The sequence below is a fragment of the Aquimonas voraii genome, from assembly GCF_900101825.1.
In the GTDB taxonomy this organism is placed as follows: domain Bacteria; phylum Pseudomonadota; class Gammaproteobacteria; order Xanthomonadales; family Xanthomonadaceae; genus Aquimonas; species Aquimonas voraii.
In genome coordinates, this window is sequence record NZ_FNAG01000003.1 from 166,417 (window position 1) to 187,425 (window position 21,009).

Sequence of the window (21,009 nt, forward strand, 5' to 3'; positions counted from 1 at the left end):
ACGGGGCCGCCCTTGCACATGATCGACCAGGACCTGCGCAGCAAGGGCATCCCTGCTTCGACTGCGCGCTCAGCCCAGCGCGAAGCCCGTGCCCGCCTCGTGCGCCAGCAGCCAGCGCTTGATCTCGATACCCCCGCCGAAGCCGGTCAGTGCGCCGTTCGCGCCGATCACGCGATGGCAGGGCAGCACGATTGGCAAGGGGTTGCGGCCGTTCGCGGCGCCCACGGCGCGGGTGGCCGCGGGCTTGCCCAGGGCCGCGGCCTGCTGGGCATAGCTGCGGGTCTCGCCAAACGGGATTGCGGCCAGCGCCTGCCAGGCGGCGCGCTGGAACTCCGTGCCCTGCGGCGCCAGCGGCAGTTCGAACCGGCGACGCCGGCCCGCGAAGTATTCGTGCAGCTGATCCGCGGCGTGCCGCAGCAGCGGCGTTTCGCCGCTGACCCAATGGGCGCGGGGCTGCGCATGGCGGTTGTGCTCGAACTCGATGGCGTGCAGCGCGGTCGCGCTGGCCGCCACGGTGAGCCGGCCGATCGGGCTTGCCAGGCTCAGGTAGTGGATGGGCATGTCAGTCTCCATGGGCCGCCGCCTGCCAGAGGTGGATCACCGCGTAGCTGCGCCATGGGCGCCAGGCGTCCGCGCGGCTCGCCAGCGCGGCCGCCGACAGACGGCCGCCGTCATTCGGCAGCGCCTTCTGCAGCACCAGGTCGCCGCTGGGAAAGGCATCGGGATGTCCCAGCGCGCGCAGCGCCAGGTAGTGCGCCGTCCACGGGCCGATGCCAGGCAAGGCGACGCAGCGTTCGATGAAGGGTTCAAGCGGCTGGCTGGGATCGAAATCGAGGCGCCCCTCGACGACGGCCTGCGCCAGCGCCCGCAGGGTGCGCTGACGTGCGCCGGTCAGACCCAGGCCCTCGAGATCCGCTGCGGCGAGCTCGGCGGGTCTCGGAAAGCGATGGCTGAAGCCTTGCGCCCGCAAGGGCTCGGGCAGGGGCTGCCCGCAGCGCTGCAGCAGCCGCTGGGTCAGGGTGCGCGCGCCGGCCACGCTGATCTGCTGGCCGATCACCGCACGCACGGCGATTTCGAAGCCGTCCCAGCCGCTGGGCAGCCGTAGCCCGGGCCGCGTCTGCAGCAGCGGCGCCAGACGCGCATCGCGACCCAGTACCGAAGCGATGGCGGCGGGTTCGGCGTCCAGGTCGAACATCCGCCGCACCCGCTGCACGACCTCGCGCAGCGCGCTGGCCGGCACGCCGTGCAGCTCGAGCCGCAGCGCATCGCTGACCGCCGTCGCGGCCGAGACCTGCAGCCAGGCACCGCTTCCGACGTCGATCTCGCGCGCATAGCGGCTCGCGTCCACCTGCTCCAGCCCGTCCAGGGCACGGCCCCGCAGGAAGGCCAGAGTGGCCGCGAAGTCGTAGGGCGGCCGGTAGTTAAGGCGCAGGACGAGTGGGCCGCCCGCAGACGCTTCGCCGGCGCTGTCCTCGGCGCGTCGAAGCCGGCTGGGTGCCAGCCCGTAGGCCTGCAGGAAGGCCGCATTGAAGCGGCGCAGGCTGGCGAAGCCCGCGGCCAGGGCGACCTCGGTCACCGGCAGCGCGGTTTCGGTGAGCAGCTGCTTGGCGAACAGCAGGCGGCGGGTGCCCTCGACCTGCAGCGGTGAAACGCCCAGCGAGCGGGTGAACAGTCGTCGCAGCTGGCGTTCGCCGACGTGCAGCCGCTCAGCCAGCGCAGGCACGCCGGCCCCTTCGAGCGCGCCTTGATCGATCAGGCGCAGGGCCCGGCCCAAGACCGCCTCGCCGCGTCGCCACGGGCCCGCAGCGGGCGACAGCTCGGGCCGGCAGCGCAGGCAGGGGCGGTAGCCATCGGCTTCGGCGGCGGCCGCGCTGGCGTAGTAGCGGACGTTGCGGGGCTTTGGCGGCGGCGCCGGGCACACCGGCCGGCAATAGATGCCGGTCGAGCGCACGGCAGTGAAGAACAGCCCGTCGAAGCGCGCATCGCGTGACAGGCGGGCCTGTTCGCAGACGGCATCGGGCGGGGGCGGAAGGGATGGCATGGGCACAGCCTAAGGCCAGTCGCCGCCACCGACTCGCCGGATTCGGACCCCGTTGCCCGCGGGCTCAGCGGGCGATGCCGGCCTTCAGCTTGGCCAGCATGCCGGCGCGTGGGGTGGCAGGCGCCGCCAGCGCCGGCCGCGCGTGCACCGCCTCGTCCGCTCGCCAGCGGAAATGGCCTTCGATGCGGTAGGCGAAGAGCACGTCCTCCTCGCGGGTGCCGTCGCCGATGTTGTGCAGGATCAGCGGCCGGCCGTCGCTGCGCTGGTCCGAGACGATGCCGATGTGCGGCAGGCCGCCCGGCAGCCGCCAGCTGACGATGTCGCCGGGCTGATAGTCGGCGGGATCCGCAGACACCGGCAGTGCCGTGCCCTGACGGTGCAGCCAGGTTTCCAGGTTGGGCACGCGGCGGTGGTCGATATTGCGATCGGGGCCGCGTAGTCCCCAGTGTTGCGGGTAGTGCGCGAAGTGCGCGCGCATGTCCTCGTGCACCGCGACCTGCAAATCGAGGCCGAGCGCGCGGAAGGCGCGGACCACGACATCGGTGCAGACGCCGGTTTCGATCGCCACGTCACCGCCCGGATAGTCGAGGCGGCGGTAGCTGCCGTCGTAGCCGAGCGTGACCCCAACCTGCGCACGCGCAGCGTCGACCAGGGTCGCTTGCGGCGCAGGGGCCTGGGCGAGGGCGGCGGGTCCGAGCACGAGCACGAGCACGAGCACGAGCACGAGCACGAGCGAAAGACCTGAGGTCCACGGGCGATGCAGGGCGGGTCTGGTCATGCGACGCAGGCTACCGCCCACTCGAGATCCGTGCCGGCGGTCCCGTGAGCGCCATTCAGCGGGCGCTGGCCGGGCTGATCAGACCCTCAACGCGGGCGATCCGGTCCAGGGGGAAGCCGCCCAGTTCGGCGTGACGGCGGATCAGGGCTTCGTTCTCGGCGCGGTAGACGCAATACACGCGCGAGCCGGTCACGTAGCTGTGCAGCCATTCAATCCCGGGGCCGAGTGCGTCCAGCACGCGGCAGGACGTGCTGGCGATGCCCTGCAGGTCTGCGGGGCTGAGGTCGCCGGCGCCGGCGATGTCCCGTTCGATAAGGAAAGTGTGCATGCGGTGTCCTCGGAGTCGCGTGGGGGGCGGTGAAGGCGTGTCGCGCGGATTTCCTGCCGCGTCACTCGAAGCCGTCGCCAAACAGCGCATCGCCGAGCGGGCTCACCGCGAGGCTGATGCCGTCAAACCAGCCGTTGATGGCGGCGGGGCTGGTGACGCCGACATCGACCACGACCAGGCTGACCGTCAGCGAGCTGTTCGGCGTCCAGGCCACGTCCGGCAGCTGGATGTCGGCGGGCGTGGCCGGCTGCGTCCAGCTCGCGCTGCTGGTGAGGAAGTGATCGCCAGAGACGTCCGCGTTGCCCTGGGTGCAGTTCTCACCCCCGTTGTGGCGCAGCTGCCAGTGCAGCAGGACGGAGTCGCGCGTGCTGATCGTGGCGCCGACCGAGCGGCCCCAACCGTTCAGCGCATAGCGACCCGGGCCGGGCAGGTGCACGCACTGCTGGCGCACCGTGACTCGCGCCTGCGGGATGTTGCCGAGACTTGCTTGGAGGGCGCCGGAGCCCGCGCTGCCGCTGGCGTTCTGCGCGTCGCTCCAGACCGAGGCGCCTGCGGTGGTTTCCGGCCACAGGCCGAGATCGCCCGCGACATCGAAATCCCCGAACAGCAGCAGCGGCGCGAGGCTCTGCCGCTCCAGTGCGCCGAGATCGCGCGGACCGCGCGGGAAGTTCGTGCGGATGGGCAGGTCGACATCGCGCGGCTGTCCGCGCGCATCGCGGTCGGCGCTGCCCGTGGCGGGGGCGTAGTCGACCGCGGGCGACCCGGCGCGCAGGCGGTAGTCGTCGCGCGCCGGGTCGACGAAACGCGGGTTGGCCTGGGTGACGAACGCCAGGAAGCCGGTGTCGATCGAGGCGCTTTCCTGGGTGACCACGTCGACCACATCGCGTGTCGCCGTGCCCTGCATCGACAGCTTGCCCGGCTGCCAGAGCACCGACCGGCGCAGGCTGGCGGCGCCCTGCAGATTGAAAATGGCCGAGCCGCTGATCGTGTTGCCGGCGATGGTGAGGTCGCCGAGCTCGAACTGCGGGCAATTGCCGCTGACCACGTGCGTGCTCACGATGTTGCCGGTGATCAGGGCGTTGTTCAGGCTCAGCAGGCACTCGTCGCCGCGGAACAGCGGGCCGACGTCGTTGTCGCGGATCCACGGCCCGCCGCGGTCGATGGTGTTCGGCGCGCCGCCGGCGACGCGCAGGCTGCCGAGTTCGCGCACGCGTACGAGTGCGCCGCTTGACGGCAGGCTGGCCGCGTTGAGCGCGGCATTGCCTTCGATCAGCGAGCAGTGGTCGCCGACCGGACAGACCGAAGCAAGAGTGCCGTGATCGATCTCCACTTCGGCGCCAGCACCCGGGCTCCCGCTCGCGATGTCGGTATCGATGTAGATCGCCGCGCCGTCGGGTGCGATGTTGTCGTACAGCCGCACGTTCGCCAGCCGCGCGATGGCCAGGCTGTTCTGCGTGCCGTCGTAGGGCTTCAGATAGATCGCCCCACCCGCCACGTCGGCGCTGTTGGCCTGGAAGGCGCTGCGCTGACTGGACGCGGCTTCGAGCAGCGCGGTCTCTGCGCTGCCCACCTCCGCGAGCACGGCCACGCCGCCGCCGTAGCGCGCGCGGTTGCCCTGAACCTTGGCGAGCCCGTTGGCGCCTGCGCCGCGCAGGCTGGCGCTGGCGGAGCTCATGCCGGCGCGGATCAGCAGGCCACCCCCATAGCCGCGACCGTCGCTGCCTTCGGCGCGGTTGTTGAACAGCAGGCTGTCGGCCGCGTGCATCTCGAGGCTGGCCTGGTCGAGATAGATGCCGCCGCCGTCCGAGCTAGCCGTATTGCCGATGATCTGGCTGCCGGCGCCCAAGACGATGCGAGCGGCACCGTTGATGCCGGCCACATGCAGGCCACCCCCGCGGGTGGCGCTGTTGCCGCTGAGGACGGTGCGCAGCAGCTGCAGCTGGCCGGCGCCGCTGAACTGCAGGCCGCCGCCATTGCCGGCGGTCGATGTGCCCGTGGCGTCGCCGCCGCTCAGGGTGAGGTCGCTGAGCGATACGCTGCTGTTGGTGCCGGAGGTGCCGACTCTCAGGACGGAAGCCTGCGCCCCGCCGGCCCCGCTGATGGGGGTGCGTACACCATCGGGCGTGGCGTCGGCGCAGGCCGCATAGCCACCGCGGATGTCGATCGTCTGGTTGGTGACGCTCAAGGTCAGCGCCTGTTCCGTCCAGTTCCCCGAGCGGGTGATCAGAACGACATCGTTCTCGGCGCTGGCGGCGGCCGCATCCAGTGCGGACTGGATGCTGGCATGCGTGCAGCCCACGCCGACTCCGACCCGATAGGTCGCCGCCTCAGAGGGGGCGCTGAGGCCAAGAGCGATGAGCAGGCAGGGAGCGGCGGCGATGCGCGATGCAGGCATGGGCGTGACCTCGGTGGGGGTACGCCTCGATGAACGCCATTTGCCGCAAAACTGCGACATGCCCCGTTCGAGCGGCGCGGCGACCGCCGCCACCGCCACCGCCGCCTCGCGCGTCAACCGCCCTGCAGCTCCGCGATCACCTGGCGGGTGCGCTCGGGCAGTTCGGCTGGCGCCACGCCCAGCGCCTCGACGTCGCGGAAGGTCTGCGCCATGCCGGTGCGGTCGCCGAGATCCCGCTGGATCCGCGCCTTGTCGACCAGGATCATCAGCGCGCGGACACGGCCCTCGGGCTCCAGTGCACGCCAGTCGGCATAGGTGCGTTCGATTTCGGCGAGGCCGTCCTGTGAGCGCCCGCCCAGATGCAGGGCCTGGGCATAGCCGTGCCGGATCAGTGCGGCCTCTCGTGAGCGGCCGTGCCCGATCCGCTCGAGCAGGTCGAGCGCGTCGCGGGCGAGCTGCTGCGCCGCGGCGTAGTCCTGCCGCCGCGTGGCGACGTTCGAAAGCGTCGACAGCGAGTAGGCGATGGTGGGGTGGTCCTCACCGAACAGGCGTCGCCGCTCGGCCAGCGCTTCGCGCATCGCGGTCTCGGCTTCATCGAGGCGATCGGCCCGATAGAACACCTGGCCCAGATTGTTGCGCGAGCGGGCGCAGACATCGTCGCGAACGACCAGCTCCGCACACAGTTCGAGCGCCTGCCGATAGAGCGCGATCGCCTCCTCCTGGCGCTGCTGGGCGCTCGCCAGAGCGCCCAAGGCATCGAGGGTGATGGCGATCTCCACATGGCCGCGTGGATACACCACGCGCTGCATCGCCAGCGCTTCTTCGAACAGACGCCGCGCCTCCTCCGGCCCGGGACCGCGCGCCAGTGCCTGGCCCAGCGCCCGCTGGGCGCGGGCGATGGCCGCATGCGGCGCGCTGTGGATGCGCTGGCGCAGCGCCAGCAGCTCGCGCTGCCGCGTGACGCTGTCGGACAGGTCGCCGATGCCGTCGCGCGCCACGGCGAGGCTGGCCAACGCGCGCACATAGCGGTCGTCTTCCGGAAGTCCGGCGTCCCGCCAGCGCTGCAGTCGCGGTTCCAGTACCTCGATGGCCTGCGGGTAGCGCTGGCTGGCGGCGAGCAGGTTGCCCAGCTCCAGCCCGGCCAGCAGCGTTTCGAGGCTGCTCTCCCCGTGGTGCTGCAGCGCCACGGGCAGGGCTTCGCGCTGACGCTCGACCGCGGCTTCAGGCTCGCCGAGGGCGAACTCCGCCTGCGCCAGCACGCCCAGTGCTCGCAGGGCCTGGCCGGTGTCCGTCAGGCGCAGCCGCGGCAGCAGGTCGCGCAGCGCTTCGGCGGCCTCGTGGTAGCGCCCCTGCTGTTGCCAGGCTTCGGCGCGGATCAGTCGCAGACCGTCCAGCGCCGCGGGCTCGCTGCGGTCGGCGAGTTGGGCCTCTGCCTGGGCCAGCGCCGCTTCGGCCTCGTCATACGCCGACAGCGACAGCGCGACCTCGGCGACCGCGCGGTACAGCGCCAGCTGTGTGGCCGCGTCGAGCTCGCTGCTGGCGGCAAGCTGGCGCCGCGTTTCGGCCACCAGCTGCTCCGGGCTCAGGCGCTCGTCACGCGGCAGACTGGCGCGGGCGCCCTGGAACAGATTCAGCATGAAGGCGCTGACCGCGTTGGCGCGCGCGCTTTCCTGACGGGCGCGATCGGCCTGCCACAGCACGACGCCGATGCCGGTGCTGGTCAGCAGCAGCAGGCTGATCGCCAGGGCCACGCCGCCGCGATGGCGGTGCAGGAACTTGCGCAGCCGGTAGCCCCGCGCCGGCGGATGGGCGCGCACCGGCCGGGCGTCGAGATGGCGCTCGATGTCGTCGGCCAGTTCGCCGGCCGAGGCATAGCGCCGGGCCGGGTCCGGGTCCATCGCCATCCGCAGGATGTTGTCGAGATCGCCGCGCAGCGCCAGCCGCAGCGCGGCCGGTGGCAGCGCGGCGGCGCGCCCGGCGCGTGCGGCTTCCGACGACGCGGGTCGAGCGGGTGCGCGGGTGTCGGGCCGTTGTCCCAGCAGCAGCTCGTGCAGCAGTACCCCGAGCGCAAACACGTCGGTCGCCGTCGACACCGCACCGCCGGCGTGCTGCTCGGGCGCCGCGTAGCCCGGCGTCAGCGGCGCCAGCCCGGTGCCAGTGGCGAATTCCTCGCCTTCGTCGAGCAGCTTGGCGATGCCGAAGTCGAGCAGCTTCACCTCGCCGTCGGCGGTGACGAGGATGTTCGAGGGCTTGATGTCGCGATGCACGATCAGCTGCCGGTGCGCGGCCTGCACCGCCCGGCAGACCACGCAGAACAACTGCAGTCGGCCCTTCAGGTCGAGCCGGGTGCGTGCGGCGTGCTCGGTGATGGCGACGCCGTCGACGTACTCCAGCACCAGAAAGGGCACGCCGGCGGCGGTCACGCCGCCGTCGAGCAGGTGCGCGATGTGGGGATGCGACAGCGCCGCGAGCGCCTGGCGCTCGCGACGGAACATGCGCTGCTCCAGCTCCGAGAACAGGCCCCGGCGAAGCAGCTTGACTGCCACCTTCTGGCGGAAGCCGCCATCGACACGTTCGGCCAGGAACACCGCGGCCATGCCGCCCTGTCCGAGAAGGTGCAGCAGCCGGTAGGGCCCGATCGTCTCGCCGACATAGCCGTCGAGGGTCCCGTGCCCCGCCTGACCCAGGCGTGCGGCGCGCTGCTCCGCCGGCGTGTCGAGCAGGCCGGCGCGGCCGTCGGCGGCCAGCAGCCGCAGCAGGGCCGCGCGCTCCTCGGGCGCGCTGATGTGGGCGTTCACCCAGGCCAGGCGTTGCGCTTCCGGTTGTTCGAGGGCCTCATCGAACAGGGCGCGCAGGCGCAGCGGGTCGGGCGCTGGGCCGGTGGGCGAGTCCGCCGTCATGGCGCGGGCTCATGAGGTTGCGCGGGAAGGCCGACCCGTGCAGCGGCGGCCGCCACCGGGCGTCCGGGGTCGAAGCCGCGCAGGCCTGCCATCGGACTAGTCCAGCCGCTCATGCAGGAAGGCACGGGCGAAGCGCCAGTCGCGATCGACGGTGCGGCGGGCCAGGCCGAGGCTTTCGGCCACGTCTTCGAGGGACAGTCCTGCGAAGTAACGCAGCTCGACGACCTGGGCGGCGCGTGCGTCCAGCGCGGCCAGTTCGCTCAGCGCGGCATCGAGGGCCAGGGTCTCCTCGGCGCTGGCCAGGGCCAAGGGCAGATCGTCCGACTCAAGGGTGACGGCGACCCAGCCATGCCCCGCCTTGAGGCGCAGGCGATCGCGGGCGCGATCCTTGAGCAGATGGCGTAGCGCCCGCGCCGCATACGCGAAGAACTGGGCACGGTGGCTGAAGCGCAGCTCGCCTGCGGCATGCATCCGCAGGTACAGCTCATGGACCACCGCGGTGGTCTGGAGCGTGGCCGAGGCCTCGCCAGCGAGGCGCTTGCCTGCCATGGCCTTGAGTCGCTCGTACACAGCCGCGAACAGCGCGTCCGGAGCCTCCGCCGGACGCCCGTCAGGTGGGGAGTTCGATGGGTCTGGCTGCGACACGACGCGATGCCCCCGGGCTGTGCGGCATGGAGCCTCGAGTCTAGCGTGGTCGCTGGGCACGCTGGCAGCAGGCCCGGGGGCGCCCGGGCATCAGCCCGCTTCCTGCAGCCTCTTCGCCGAAACCACGATGCCGTCCTCGTCGGCGTACAGGTAGTCGCCGGGGCGGATGTCGACGCCGCCGATGCGCACCGGCACATCGCGCAGGCCCTGGCCGCTCTTGTCGGTCTTGCGCGGGCAGGTGCCCAGCGCCTTGATGCCGATCTCCAGCTCGGCCAGCGCGGCGGAATCACGCACGCAGCCGAAGATGACGATGCCTTCCCAGTCGTTCTTGACCGCGAGTGCGGCGAGTTCGTCGCCAAGCATGGCGCGCTTCAGCGAGCCGCCGCCGTCGACCACCAGCACGCGGCCCTGGCCCGGCTCGGACAGCGCCGCACGCACCAGACTGTTGTCTTCATAGGCGCGGATCGTATGTACAGGGCCGCCGAAGGCGATGATGCCGCCGAAGTCGGAAAGCGGCTCCTCGACCACCCGCAGGGCGTCGCCGTAGGTGTCGCAGAGGTCGGTGGTCTTGGCTTCCATGGAATTCTCCGGGGCGTGGACAGGCCGGCATTGTAGGCGCTGGGCGCTTCGCTCCGGCCAAGCGTCGGGCCGGTGCGGCCGGCGGAATGAACGCCCGCCAACGCCGCAGACCGCAATGTCGCGTGGCATCGCCGCACTGCGTACTACCCGGCACAAGGCCCGCATCCCGCGGGGCCAGCGCGAAAGGCCGGTGCTAGCATGACCGTCACCACTCCGTCGCCCCAGGAGGCGACCATGAAGACCCACCTCGGCCACTACGAGATCGTCGCGGAGCTGGGCCGCGGCGGCATGGGCGTCGTCTACAAGGGCTTCGAGCCGGCGCTGAATCGTTTCGTCGCGATCAAGGAGCTTTCGCCTTCGCTGGCGCACGACCCGCAGCTGGTCGAGCGCTTCCTGCGCGAAGCGCGCTCGATGGCGGCGCTGAACGATCCGCACATCATCCAGATCTACTTCATCGGCCAGGAGAACGGCCAGCCTTTCTTCGTGATGGAGTTCGTCGAGGGCGAGTCGCTGTCAGGTCTCCTGAAGCGCGAGGGTCGCCTGCAGCCGGAGGTGGCGCTGAAGATCCTGCACCAGACCGCGCAGGGCCTCGCCACCGCGCACGACGCCGGGGTGATCCACCGTGACATCAAGCCCGGCAACCTGATGCTGTCCTCGCGCGGCCAGGTCAAGATCGCCGACTTCGGCATCGCCCTTGCTACACAGGATCTCTCCAAGAAGCTCACCAGCACCGGCGAGTTCGTCGGCACGCCGGGCTATCTCTCACCCGAGGTCTGCCTGGGCAAGCCGGTCGACCAGCGCTCCGACGTGTTCTCGCTGGGCATCGTGCTGTTCGAGATGCTGAGCGGGAAGACGCCGTTCTCCGACGAGAGCCCGCTGGGCCTGATGCTGGAGGTGGTCAAGGCCGAGATTCCGGACGTGCGCCAGCTGAACGAGGCGGTCGATCCGCAGGCCGCGGCGATCCTCGGCAAGATGCTGGCCAAGGACCCTGCCGAGCGCTTCCAGAACTGCCACGACCTTGCCGCCGCGCTGCAGGCGCATCCGCTGGTCGCGCAGACCGGCGCGCTCAAGCTGCCGGCCGCGAAGCCGGCAGCCTCCGATGCCACCGTGGTCGGCGCGCCCACCCCGGCCTCGCAACCCAAGCGGGCGCCCACGCCGCCGCCGGTGGTGAGCGCGGCAGGCGTCGGCGTGGCCACGCCCGCGCCTGCTTCGGCGCCGCCGCCGGTGCCGGCTTCCGCACCCGCACCCGCACCCGTCACGGATGGCGCCACCCGCGCTCGCGCGCCAGCGCGGCCGTCCGTGCTGGAAGCGCAGAAGCGCGGCGGTGGCGGCAAGCTGGCCATCGGCATCGCCGCGGGTCTTGCGCTGCTGGTCGCGGGCAGCGTATTCGCCTTCCGTGCGCCGCTGCTGAACCTCGTCAGCGGCTTCTACGACGGTTTCGTCGGCAGCAGCTATTCGGATGGCGTGGCCGCTGGCCGCGCCAGCAATCCGGTCGGCAGCAGCACGGCGGCGACGCCGGCACCTGAGGCCACGACACTGACCAAGGAGACGGCCAGCGTTGATGCCGCAGCCCACAGTGCTGCGTCGCCGGACAGCAGCGCCGCTCTGATCGCCGCCGATGCCGCCGCGCGCGGCAATACCGTGGGCAGCGCGGTGGCCGTGCAGACGCCGCCGGTCGAGGCGGCGCAGGCGAACACCCAGGCCGAGCCTTCGGCCCCCGCCAATACCCTGGAGAGCGCCGCACCGACTGCGGCCGCCAGTGCCGCGGTGGTCGGCGCCAAGCTGGCGGCTGCGGATGAGGCGACGACGGCGGCCGCGCCGAACAGCACCGAAGCGGGCGCGCCGCGCAAGGCCGCTGCCGCCCAGGTGGCCAGCGCCGAGCCGCCGCGCAGCCAGGTGCCGCCGCCGCCGCGCATCGCGGTGGTCGCGCTGGGCGATTCGGCGATCACCGGCCCGGCCCGCCAGCGCATCGAGGAGCAGCTGATCCGCCTGGGCTTCGACGTCGTCGACAGCGATCTGCTCGACGTCGACGGCAGCACGCCCTTGCCGCAGGTGTTCCGCCAGATCCGCCGCCAGGCGGCGGCCGTGGTGGTGGTCCGCGCCGAGCCGATCGGCTCGCAGGAGCTGCAGTACTACGGCCAGAGCTCGACGCTCTACTCCGTGCAGCTGGGCGTGCGCGCTTTCGTGGTCGGTGACCAGCGCCCCTTGGGCGCCGGCTGGCGCGAGCGCGTCGACTTCACCACCTTGAACGCCGAGATCAAGGCGCTGGAGTCGATCGAGCCGCGTCTGGACAGCCTGGTGGATGCGCTGTCGGACTACCGGCCGCGGCGGCGGAGTTGATGTTGAGAGCCGGGATTGGGGATTCGGGATTCGGGATTCGTAGAGCCTGAGCCCTCATCCGCCTCGAATCCTGTCGAAGCTTCCCGGTCTTGGTCTTGAACAACCCCGCGCCCGTGGCGCGGGGTTCGGTCTTCCGGGCGGACCGGCGCGCGGCGTCTGCGAGATGACCGCAGGGGCCGCCACGCAAAATGTCGAAACCCGCCGCGCGGCAGCGACCATCCCGGCCTGCAGCCCGCAGGTCCTCCAAGGAGTGCCGAGATGAACTACATCCTGCTGATCTATGGCGACGAAGCCGACTGCGCGAACTGGACCGAGGCCGACTGGCAGGCCTGCTATGCCGCGCACGAGGCCTATGGCAAGGCGATGGAGGCCGCCGGCGTGATCCGCGGCGGCGCCGAACTGAAGCCGGTCGCGACCGCGCGCACCGTCCGCTTCGCCGGCGGCAAGGCCGGCGAACCGATTGATGGGCCCTTCGCCGAGGCCCGCGAGACCCTGGGCGGCTACTACTTGATCGAAGTCGACAGCCTCGATGAAGCGCTCGCCTGGGCGGCCAGGATGCCCTGCATGCAGGGGGGTGGGGTGGAAGTGCGCGAGCTCGGGATGAGCTGACCGCTCTCGCGGAAGACCCGCACCCTCAGCCCGCGGTCGCGCCGCCCGGTCAACCGGTGGCGCTGCGCCCACGACCGGACCCGCGCGGCTCTCGCTGCCCGACCATGCGCTTTGGCAGGTCGGGCAGCCGCTCAGGCTGTGGCAGGCTTGAGGCTTTCCCTGCCTGCCGAGGTTCCCGCATGTCGACCGCCCGCGCCCGTGTGACGTCCCGCCTGCTGCTGGGCACCGCGCTCTCTGCCGCACTTGCGGTCGTCAGCGGCGCCAGCGCGCGCGACGCTGAACCCGCCCAGGGCCGTGCCATCGGCGGCGCCGCCGACTACGGCGTGCTGGCGCCGCGGGCGCGGATCGAGCCCGAGAACCGGATGCTGAGCGAGCGCCTGGAGCAGCTGCTGCCGCAGCTGATGGCCGAGGCCGATCTGGACATGTGGCTGGTCATCAACCGCGAGTACGCCGAAGACCCGGTCTACTTCTCGCTGGTGCCGCAGCCGAGCTTCGCGGCCCGACGCACCACCATGCTGGTGTTCCACCGCACGCCGGACGGCAGCGTCGACAATCTCAGCGTCAACCGCTATCCGCTGGGCGCGCCGTATGAGTCCGCCTGGGCGGGTGGTGACCTCGCCGAACAGTGGAAGGCACTGGGGGCGCTGATCGCCGAGCGCGAGCCCAAGCGCATCGGCATCAACGTCTCGCGCGAGTGGCCGGTGGCGGATGGCCTGACGCAGGGCCTGCACGCGCAGCTGCTGGAGGTCTTGTCGCCGGAGCTTCGGCAGCGCCTGGTGCCGGCCGAGGGCCTGGTGATCCGCTGGCTGGAAACCCGCAGCGCGTCCGAGCTGGCGGTGTATCCGCACATCATGGGCATCGCCCGCGGGGTGATCAGCGAAGCTTTCAGCAGCCGGGTGATCACGCCCGGCGTGACCACGACCGACGACATCGCCTGGTACATCCGCGAGCGCTTCGAGTCGCTGGGCCTGCCGATCTGGTTCATGCCCTATGTCAATCTGCAGCGCCCGGGCGTGGCCTGCGAGCAGGACAACCCGTTCTGCGGCATCAGCGGAGTGGTCCAGCCGGGCGATGTGCTGCACACCGATGTCGGCATCTGCTACCTGAAGCTCTGCACCGATACGCAGGAGATGGCCTACGTCGCGCGTGCGGGTGAAGCCGAGGTGCCCGCGGGACTGCAGCAGGCCCTGCGCATCGGCAACCGCTGGCAAGACCTGCTCACCGCCGAATACCGCACGGGCCGCAGCGGCAACGAAGTGCTGGCACGCACGCGCGCCGCGGCCGAGAAGGCGGGCATCGTCAGCAGCACCTACACCCACGCCTTGGGCATGTTCGGCCACGCGCCGGGACCGACCATCGGCATGTGGGACAACCAGGGCGACACGCCGGTGCAGGGCGACTGGCCGCTGCATCCGTCCACCGTGTATGCCATCGAGGGCAACATCAAGGCGCCCGTGCCCGAGTGGGAGGGGCAGTGGGTGCAGATCAAGCTGGAGCAGGGCGCGCTGTTCGATGGCGAGCGGGTGATCTACCTCGCCGGTCGGCAGACCCAGTGGCATGTGGTGCGCTGAGGCCGGGAATCGGGAGCGAGGGTTGAGGACCGAGGAAGCGCGCTTGCGGACCACCGGCCCGCGCGCCGAGGGGCGCCCGAGCGCTGGCTGCGAGGGCCGGGATTCGCGGGAACCTTGCGGGGCCTGGAGCCCCTCGCGATGCCCATAGGGTGGGCCCTGGCCCACCGTGAGCTCCACACGCATCTCGGTCCAAGGTTGATCGCGGACCGCGCCGCTTGGTGCGTGCTCGAGTTCGGTTGCGCGCGTGATGGGTGGGCCCTCGGCAACCCGGGATCAACCATCGATGCACAAGGAGGCCGGCGAGTGCGGAGGCCACGGTGGGCCAGGGCCCACCCTATGCGATGGGCTTGAGGGTCGCCCGGCTTCGCGAAGCATTCCCGCACCTCGCCCCCGGAATCCCTAATCCCGCGCAAGCTCGACTGTCCGCCTCAGCGTTCCCGCGCCAGCGCGTTCGCGAGGCTGTAGTGCACGCGCAGCCAGGCCTTGCGCAGCTTGGTGCCGAGGCTGCGCTCGTCGACCTTGGCGCCGATGCTGCTGTCCTGGCTGGTCTCGTCCAGCTCGATCACCGCCGGCGACACGCCGCGCATCAGCAGGCCCTGCGACTCCCACCAGTAGCGCAGGTCCACATCGACCGGGCGACCAAAGGGCTGGCGCGTCGCCAGCAGCTTCTCCGCGCCGCGTCGGCTGATCACGTAGCCGGCGGTGAGGCTGGGCACGCGCCCATAGCGCAGCAGGTTATGTCCCGCGCACAAAGGGGTCTGTGCGCGCGCCTTCTCGCGCTTGCCGATCTCGGCGCGGCCGATCAGCTTGACCATGTCCCAGGACTCGCGGCTCGCCGCCAGCGCCTCAAGGACTCGGGCGAAGGCCGGTCGCAGGCGCACATCGTCCTCCAGAACCACGGCCGCTTGATGCGGCGAATCCAGCAGCCAGCGCCAGGCCTTCAGATGGCTGGCGTAGCAGCCCTTCTCGCCATTCACCAGCGGCTTGTGGAACCCGCGGGCGTTCAGCGCCGGGCTGTACAGGGCGTCCTGCTCGGCCTGAGGCAGCGCGGTCCACAGCACGCCGGGCAGGCGTTCGCCCTGCAGCCCGTGACGCGCGAACTCCGCCTGCATGCGCGCGCAGCGCTCGGCGTCACGGTCGAGGTTGATGAACAGGATCGGCCAGGGCGACATGGGCGCACGGGGGTACAACGGGGCCGGCATGTTCGCATGCGAACCCGCCGTCTGCAGAGTCTTGCGCGCCCGAGTGGCGGTGGGCGCGCCTGGCCTTGCCTGGACGGGCGCGCCGGTATGCTGTCGGCATGGACACTGAGCTTGGTATCACCCGGGCGTTGGCCTGGTATGGCGACACCTTTCTGGGTAGCGCGCCCCTCCTGTTCGCGGGGTTGGGCCTGCTGCTGTGGGCGTTGGCGGGGGCGACGCTGGGCCTGCACCGGCGCATCCGCCGCACGGGCTATCGGACGGCGGCAACCGTGCTGGGCACCGTGCTCAGACCCAGGGTGACGGCGCACCTTGGCGGCGCCCCGCGAGAAGACCATGCAACCCACTTGGCGGTGGAGTATCGCGATGCACTGGGCGCGCCACAGCGTGGCCTGCTCTCGGAGTGGGAGGACGCGTATGCGAGGTTCGCGCAAGGACAGGCGCTGACCCTCTGGGTCGTACCGAGCCCGAGCTATGACGACCTGTACCTCGCCTCGGGTCGTGGAGCCCCCAAGCTGGCCTTGGGCTTCATGGTCGCAGGCAGTCTCTGCCTGTTCCGTCTGTGGCTTTCGCCCTGGGCCTGGCTGGGCGGCGTTGCTGTCGCCGTGCTCGCCTTCGTCGCCAGCGATCTCTTCCTCGGTCGCGTGCAAGCGCCAGCGAGCGTGCCGCCGAACGCGACCTTCGTGGACAGCGAGCTCCGTCCGATGGGGCGGCAGCCTCCGGGCTGAGCCCGGGGGGTGTCCACAGTCCGCGCGGCGAGGCCGGGGCGATCCGCGGCGGGCCCGGCGCCGCTTGGGGCGAGGCTGCGCTCAGCGACCTTGGCGCCGATGCTGCTCGCCTGGCTGGTCTCGTCCAGCTCGATCACCGCCGGTGACACGCCGCGCATGATGAGACCCTCTGATTCCCACCAGTAGCGCAGATCGACATCGACCGGGCGGCCGAAGGGCTGGCGCGTCGCCAGCAGCTTCTCCGCGCCGCGGCGGCTGATCACGTAGCCGGCGTTGAGGCTCGGCACCCGCCGGTAGCGCAGCAGCACGTGGCCCGCGCAAAGCGGAGTCTGCGTCCGCGCCTTCTCGCGCTTGCCGATCTCGGCGCGGCCGATCAGCTTGACCATGTCCCAGGACTCGCGGCTCGCCGCCAGCGCCTCAAGGACTCGGGCGAAGGCCGGTCGCAGGCGCACATCGTCCTCCAGAACCACGGCCGCTTGATGCGGCGAATCCAGCAGCCAGCGCCAGGCCTTCAGATGGCTGGCGTAGCAGCCCTTCTCGCCATTCACCAGCGGCTTGTGGAAGCCGCGGGCGTTCAGCGCCGGGCTGTACAGGGCGTCCTGCTCGGCCTGAGGCAGCGCGGTCCACAGCACGCCGGGCAGGCGTTCGCCCTGCAGCCCGTGACGTGCGAACTCCGCATGCAGGCGCGCGCACCGTTCGGCATCGCGGTCGAGGCTGATGAACAGGATCGGCGAGGGCGAAATGGTGAGGGCAGGCTGGTCCAAACCCTTAGATTCATGACAGCTCTCCCCGCAACAGGGCACGCCAGCCCAGCCCGGATCGCAGCACCCTTCATCGACGCGGGCTCTCGACCGGGCCGAGGTAGCTCGCAGGCGGCTCGCCGCGCCACAGCTCGATGCGCTGGAACACCAGGCCGGAATCGACTCGCCAGAGTTTCAGCAGCTGCGGCCCTGCGCTGACCCGATGGCGGCTGCGACCGATGTAGATGTTGTCGGCGACGGCCCGCTCCCAGGCCAGGTAGTGCGGATGGCCGGGGCTGGGTTCGAGCTGCAGGCGCACGATCTGCGGCGGCTCGTCGCCGATCGACACCGCATAGCGCAGGCCGCCGTTGCCCTGCTGGTCGAGCGTGGGCGACAGATGCACCCGAACCTCGACCTCGCCGTCGGTGTGCAGATGCACTGCGTACTCCAGTCGCGCGCTGTCGCCGCCGGGCTGTAGGGCAGCGGTGGTGGGTGGCAGCGGGGTGACGCCGGCGTGGGTGCGGCCGAGATTCGGGATGACCTCCCAGGCGATTCCCGCAGCTGCCGTCGCGCGGTCGAAGTGGGCCGCTTCGATGACGATATGGCCATCGCCTTCGATGAAGCCCCGCGCTTCACCGTCAACGCTTGGCACCTGCACCGGAACCTCGATCGTCACCTCGGTCAGTTCGTCGCCGTGCACGACCACTTGGCCGCGGTGCTCGCCGGGCGGCAGGTGGGCGAAGTCGACCTCGACGCTCAGGGCCACCACATCCTCGATCGCGCCCGCTTCGGGATGGATGCGCAGCCAGGGCTGCGAAGTTGCGGTGGTGTAGTGCAGCGCCTGCGCGCCGCGGTTGAAAGCTTCGACGCGCCGGCTGCGCGCGGTGTAGGGATCGAGCGCCGGCAGCACGGCGCGGCGCGCCGGCTGCGGCCATCCGCGCGGATCGCCTTCGACCTGCACGCCCAGGGTTCCCGACTCGCGTACATCGACCGTCGCCAGCGCCGGCAGCACGTTGCGTTCGGGCTGCTGCCAGTGGGTGTAGCCGATGCGCGCCTGCGACATCATCCCGGTCCACTTGCCCTCGGCGATGTCCTGCTCATAGACCCGTGCAAGCTCTCCGTCGCGGGCGAACAGACGGCGAGCCTCTTCGGCCCATGCGTTGGCAGAAGCACGGCCCTGGGTGGCGTACAGCCGGTTGCGTGCAACCGCCGCATACAGCCGATGCAGGTTGTCGAGCGCCAGCACCGGATACTCGACCAGCTGATACCAAGAGGCACGCTGCGAGGGCGCAAGCGTGGAAGCGATGCGCTGCGTCTGCGCGACCAGATCGGCCCATTCGGCAAGCACCCGTTCGGACTCGTTGAAGTGCAGCAGGCGATAGGTGTCGGCATCGAGCAGCTCGGGCTTGCGGCGGGCGCTGTACTGTCCGTAGCGGCTCAGGATCTCGCCGATCTCCTCCGCATGCTCCGGCCCGAACTGCTCTGCCGCCCAGCGCGCCGGATAGCGCCGCAGCGCCTGCAGATCCATGCGATCCGGCGCCCAGGCCTGGTCCAGGAAGACGCTGATCGGCAGTTCCATCGGTTTGATGTCGCCGACGTTGACGATCCAGAGCCGGTCGACGCCGTGCGTCCAGGCCAGGCGCATCTGCTCCCAGCTGCGCTCGATCTGATTGGTGTTGAGCCACTTGTAGTTGCGCGGGTCGCCGACGTAGTCGAAGTGGTAGTAGACGCCGTAGCCACCGGTGCGGGTCGCGCCCGGCGTCGGCAGGCGGCGGAGGTTGCCCCAGTTGTCATCGGCGAACAGCAGGGTGACGTCGTCAGGAACCCGCATGCCGGCGTCGTAATAGTCCTGGACCTCCTTGTAGAGGGCCCACACCTGCGGCGTGCGCTCGGGCGCGTGGCCAGTGACGTCGGCAATGATCGTCCGCTGGTCGGCGACGATGCGTTGCAGCAAGTCCGTAGCGGTGTGATCGCTCATCGCTTCGTCGCCATCGCCGCGCATGCCGAGCGTCAGCACCGCCTCGCGTCCCTGCAGGCGCTCGACGCCCTCGCGCCAGAACGCGCGCAGGCGCTCGCCGTTGCGGGCGTAGTCCCAAGGGCCTTCACCGTAGCGCGTCCATTCGACATGCGCCCGCATCATTGGCTCATGGTGCGAGGTGCCGATCACCATGCCCATCGCATCCGCGAGCGCGGCGTTCTCGGGGTCGTCATCGTAGAAGGCGCGTCCCCACATCGCCGGCCACAGGTAGTTGCCCTTGAGGCGCAGGATCAGCTCGAACACGCGTTCGTAGAAGCGGTGGTTGCTGCCGCCGAAGGTGGCGCGCGTCCACGCGCCGAGCGCGGGCTCTTCGTCGTTGATGAAGATGCCGCGATAGCGCACGGCCGGCGCATCGAGCAGGCGACCGGGGCTCACCCAGGCCTGCGCACGTCGCGGAATCGGCACGTCGGCCCAGAAGGTCCAGGGCGATACGCCCAGCCTGCGCACCAACTCGTAGAGTCCGAACACGGTGCCGCGGCGATCCGCGCCGACGATGACCAGCGCCCGCTCGATGCCGTCCTCGGGCTGGTAGACGACCTGCAGCGAGTAGGCTTCCCAGCGCCCGAGCAGATCGTTCACCTCCAGCTTGCCAGCGGCTGCCAGACGATCGATGCGCGGGCTCAGACCAAGCGTGCCGGCGATGATCGCGTGCGCCGCGTCAGCGGCGGGCTCCGAGCCCGCCAGCGACTGCAGATCCTTGCGCACTGCCGCCCCCGCGCGCTGCACGGCTTCTGCATCCTCGGGGTCGATCAGCAGCGGCAAGGGGCGGCCGCTTTCGATCAGCGCCAGTGCGCCGGTGATGGGGCGATCGAGCACGCTGGCGGGTGCGGGGCAGGGAGGAGCGGCAGGCGTTGCCGCGCCGGCCACGTAGTCGCGCAGCCAGCGCAGGGCAGGGCGCTCACGGTTTTCTTCGTCGATCAGATAGGCCCGCTGTTCCTGTCGCCACAGACCGGGCCGGAAGCCCCAGAGGGTGATGCCGGCCACGGATGGATGTTCCCAGAACAGCGGGAAGATCCGCTGGTAGTGCGCGAGCTGATCGGCATCGGTGTAGCCGTCGATGTCGAGCTCAGTCACATACAGGGGCAGGCCGCTCGCGCCGAGCAGATCAAGCGCAGCGCGATGCACCTCGACCGGTGTCTCGCAGCTGGTCGAGAAGGCATGGCCCTGCACGCCGACCGCGTCGATCAGTCCGCGCGTCTGCAGCAGATCGACGATCTCCCGATAGCGTCTGCTGTTGTCGGGGCTGTTGGTGATGCTGTAGTCATTCAGCAGCAGCTGCGCATGCGGGAAGTGCTGGCGCGCGAGCCTGAAGCTCTCGATGATCCAATCCCAGCCGGTCTTGCCGGCGCCGCCGAGGGCTTCGCAGTAGTTGCCGCCGTCGACGTCATCGCTGCAGGGCGGGTCGTGCAGGGGCTCGTTCACCACCTCGACGATCTCGATATCGGGGTAGCGCTCGGCGACTGCTGCGAACCACTGCTCGATCTCGGCGCGCTGTTCGTCGATCGGCAGATGACGGATCCATTCCGGCTGCTGGTTGCCCCAGACCAGTACATGGAACTGGAACGGCATGCCGTGCTCGCGCGCGTACCGGTAGGCCTCGTCCAGCGCCGTCCAGTCCATCACGTCGCGTACGGCCTCGACTTCACCCCACTTGCCGGCATTCTCGGGGCTGAGCTTGTTCCAGTACTGAGCGAAGCCCTCGCGTTGGGGTGCGCTGAACGCGGCGCCCAGAAACTTCGCCTGATCCTCCGCCAGCGGCTGCGCGTCAGCGATCCCCGGCGCCAGCGCCAACAGCCACAGGGCCAGGAACACGCGGGCCAGCAGGCGGGCGTCAGTGCTTGTGTGCAAGCTCATCAGTGGCTCCCGTGTCAGGGCGGTCCCGTTGGGCGAACGGGGCAGAGCGCGCGGTCGACGCCCGCGACGGCGAGCTGACCTCATCGCTCCGCGGCGCTCGCTGTCTGCGACTGGCAGATTCAGAGGGCACCCGTAGACGCGTGCTCGCCGACCCCATTCCGCCGCTGGCATGCCCGCGAAATGCTAGCGCTACCATTAACACAGGAGCGGCCATTTTCCATGTTGCTGCGCAGCGTGCGCTGCATGAATGGGAGCGCTACCGTT

General features: G+C 70.7%; 14 protein-coding genes and 1 pseudogene. 3 read left to right on the forward strand and 12 right to left on the reverse strand.

The window, feature by feature from the left end:
• Positions 1-69: 69 nt before the first annotated feature.
• The 8 genes from BLP83_RS08285 to rraA form a co-directional block, all read right to left on the reverse strand.
• Positions 70-561, reverse strand: coding sequence for a methylated-DNA--[protein]-cysteine S-methyltransferase (locus tag BLP83_RS08285; RefSeq protein WP_425388981.1), 492 nt, complete (start codon positions 559-561; stop codon positions 70-72).
• A gap of 1 nt (position 562) precedes the next feature.
• Positions 563-2,041 (reverse strand): DNA-3-methyladenine glycosylase 2 family protein, encoded by a 1,479-nt coding sequence (locus BLP83_RS08290; RefSeq protein ID WP_091241482.1) that lies wholly within the window; start codon positions 2,039-2,041, stop codon positions 563-565.
• 64 nt (positions 2,042-2,105) lie between these two features.
• Positions 2,106-2,819: a DUF1287 domain-containing protein gene (locus tag BLP83_RS08295; protein WP_091241199.1), complete on the reverse strand. Its 714-nt coding sequence runs from the start codon at positions 2,817-2,819 to the stop codon at positions 2,106-2,108.
• A 55-nt stretch (positions 2,820-2,874) separates the two neighbouring features.
• Positions 2,875-3,147 (reverse strand): DUF4242 domain-containing protein, encoded by a 273-nt coding sequence (locus BLP83_RS08300; RefSeq protein ID WP_091241203.1) that lies wholly within the window; start codon positions 3,145-3,147, stop codon positions 2,875-2,877.
• A 61-nt stretch (positions 3,148-3,208) separates the two neighbouring features.
• A complete protein-coding gene (locus BLP83_RS08305) occupies positions 3,209-5,542 on the reverse strand; it encodes an autotransporter outer membrane beta-barrel domain-containing protein (RefSeq protein ID WP_143006611.1) in 2,334 nt (777 codons plus the stop codon).
• Positions 5,543-5,655: 113 nt separating this feature from the next.
• Positions 5,656-8,442 carry a serine/threonine-protein kinase gene (locus tag BLP83_RS08310; protein WP_091241212.1) on the reverse strand — a complete coding sequence of 929 codons (2,787 nt, stop codon included), beginning with the start codon at positions 8,440-8,442 and terminating at the stop codon, positions 5,656-5,658.
• Positions 8,443-8,538: 96 nt separating this feature from the next.
• A complete protein-coding gene (locus BLP83_RS08315) occupies positions 8,539-9,147 on the reverse strand; it encodes an ECF-type sigma factor (protein WP_091241215.1) in 609 nt (202 codons plus the stop codon).
• A 30-nt stretch (positions 9,148-9,177) separates the two neighbouring features.
• Positions 9,178-9,666 (reverse strand): ribonuclease E activity regulator RraA, encoded by a 489-nt coding sequence (rraA, locus tag BLP83_RS08320; RefSeq protein ID WP_091241218.1) that lies wholly within the window; start codon positions 9,664-9,666, stop codon positions 9,178-9,180.
• A 234-nt stretch (positions 9,667-9,900) separates the two neighbouring features.
• Between rraA and BLP83_RS08325 the strand changes: the two genes are divergently transcribed.
• The 3 genes from BLP83_RS08325 to BLP83_RS08335 all read left to right on the forward strand — a co-directional run bounded on the left by BLP83_RS08325 (position 9,901) and on the right by BLP83_RS08335 (position 14,186).
• Complete coding sequence (locus BLP83_RS08325; RefSeq protein ID WP_176764073.1) at positions 9,901-12,006, forward strand: serine/threonine-protein kinase; 2,106 nt, start codon at positions 9,901-9,903, stop codon at positions 12,004-12,006.
• A gap of 258 nt (positions 12,007-12,264) precedes the next feature.
• Positions 12,265-12,615, forward strand: coding sequence for a YciI family protein (locus tag BLP83_RS08330; RefSeq protein ID WP_091241222.1), 351 nt, complete (start codon positions 12,265-12,267; stop codon positions 12,613-12,615).
• Between the two features lie 179 nt (positions 12,616-12,794).
• Positions 12,795-14,186 carry a M24 family metallopeptidase gene (locus BLP83_RS08335; RefSeq protein WP_091241225.1) on the forward strand — a complete coding sequence of 464 codons (1,392 nt, stop codon included), beginning with the start codon at positions 12,795-12,797 and terminating at the stop codon, positions 14,184-14,186.
• A 428-nt stretch (positions 14,187-14,614) separates the two neighbouring features.
• Here the strand turns inward: BLP83_RS08335 and BLP83_RS08340 are convergent, their stop codons facing one another.
• The 4 genes and pseudogenes from BLP83_RS08340 to BLP83_RS19010 all read right to left on the reverse strand — a co-directional run.
• The gene (locus BLP83_RS08340; RefSeq protein ID WP_091241228.1) at positions 14,615-15,358 is read right to left on the reverse strand and encodes a glycosyltransferase family 25 protein; all 744 of its coding nucleotides are present in this window, start codon (positions 15,356-15,358) and stop codon (positions 14,615-14,617) included.
• Between the two features lie 499 nt (positions 15,359-15,857).
• Positions 15,858-16,877 (reverse strand): glycosyltransferase family 25 protein, encoded by a 1,020-nt coding sequence (locus BLP83_RS08345; RefSeq protein ID WP_176764074.1) that lies wholly within the window; start codon positions 16,875-16,877, stop codon positions 15,858-15,860.
• Positions 16,878-16,944: 67 nt separating this feature from the next.
• Positions 16,945-19,707 carry a glycosyl hydrolase 115 family protein gene (locus BLP83_RS08350; protein ID WP_425388991.1) on the reverse strand — a complete coding sequence of 921 codons (2,763 nt, stop codon included), beginning with the start codon at positions 19,705-19,707 and terminating at the stop codon, positions 16,945-16,947.
• A 6-nt stretch (positions 19,708-19,713) separates the two neighbouring features.
• Positions 19,714-20,676 (reverse strand): annotated as a pseudogene (locus tag BLP83_RS19010) (endo-1,4-beta-xylanase); the annotation flags it as partial.
• Positions 20,677-21,009 lie beyond the last annotated feature (333 nt).

Bases quoted from the DNA above. Each gene is read 5' to 3' on its own strand.
- BLP83_RS08285 (WP_425388981.1), bottom strand. From the start codon at position 561: ATGCCCATCCACTACCTGAGCCTGGCAAGCCCGATCGGCCGGCTCACC.
- BLP83_RS08290 (WP_091241482.1), bottom strand. From the start codon at position 2,041: ATGCCATCCCTTCCGCCCCCGCCCGATGCCGTCTGCGAACAGGCCCGC.
- BLP83_RS08295 (WP_091241199.1), bottom strand. From the start codon at position 2,819: ATGACCAGACCCGCCCTGCATCGCCCGTGGACCTCAGGTCTTTCGCTC.
- BLP83_RS08300 (WP_091241203.1), bottom strand. From the start codon at position 3,147: ATGCACACTTTCCTTATCGAACGGGACATCGCCGGCGCCGGCGACCTC.
- BLP83_RS08305 (WP_143006611.1), bottom strand. From the start codon at position 5,542: ATGCCTGCATCGCGCATCGCCGCCGCTCCCTGCCTGCTCATCGCTCTT.
- BLP83_RS08310 (WP_091241212.1), bottom strand. From the start codon at position 8,442: ATGACGGCGGACTCGCCCACCGGCCCAGCGCCCGACCCGCTGCGCCTG.
- rraA (WP_091241218.1), bottom strand. From the start codon at position 9,666: ATGGAAGCCAAGACCACCGACCTCTGCGACACCTACGGCGACGCCCTG.
- BLP83_RS08325 (WP_176764073.1), top strand. From the start codon at position 9,901: ATGAAGACCCACCTCGGCCACTACGAGATCGTCGCGGAGCTGGGCCGC.
- BLP83_RS08330 (WP_091241222.1), top strand. From the start codon at position 12,265: ATGAACTACATCCTGCTGATCTATGGCGACGAAGCCGACTGCGCGAAC.
- BLP83_RS08335 (WP_091241225.1), top strand. From the start codon at position 12,795: ATGTCGACCGCCCGCGCCCGTGTGACGTCCCGCCTGCTGCTGGGCACC.
- BLP83_RS08340 (WP_091241228.1), bottom strand. From the start codon at position 15,358: ATGTCGCCCTGGCCGATCCTGTTCATCAACCTCGACCGTGACGCCGAG.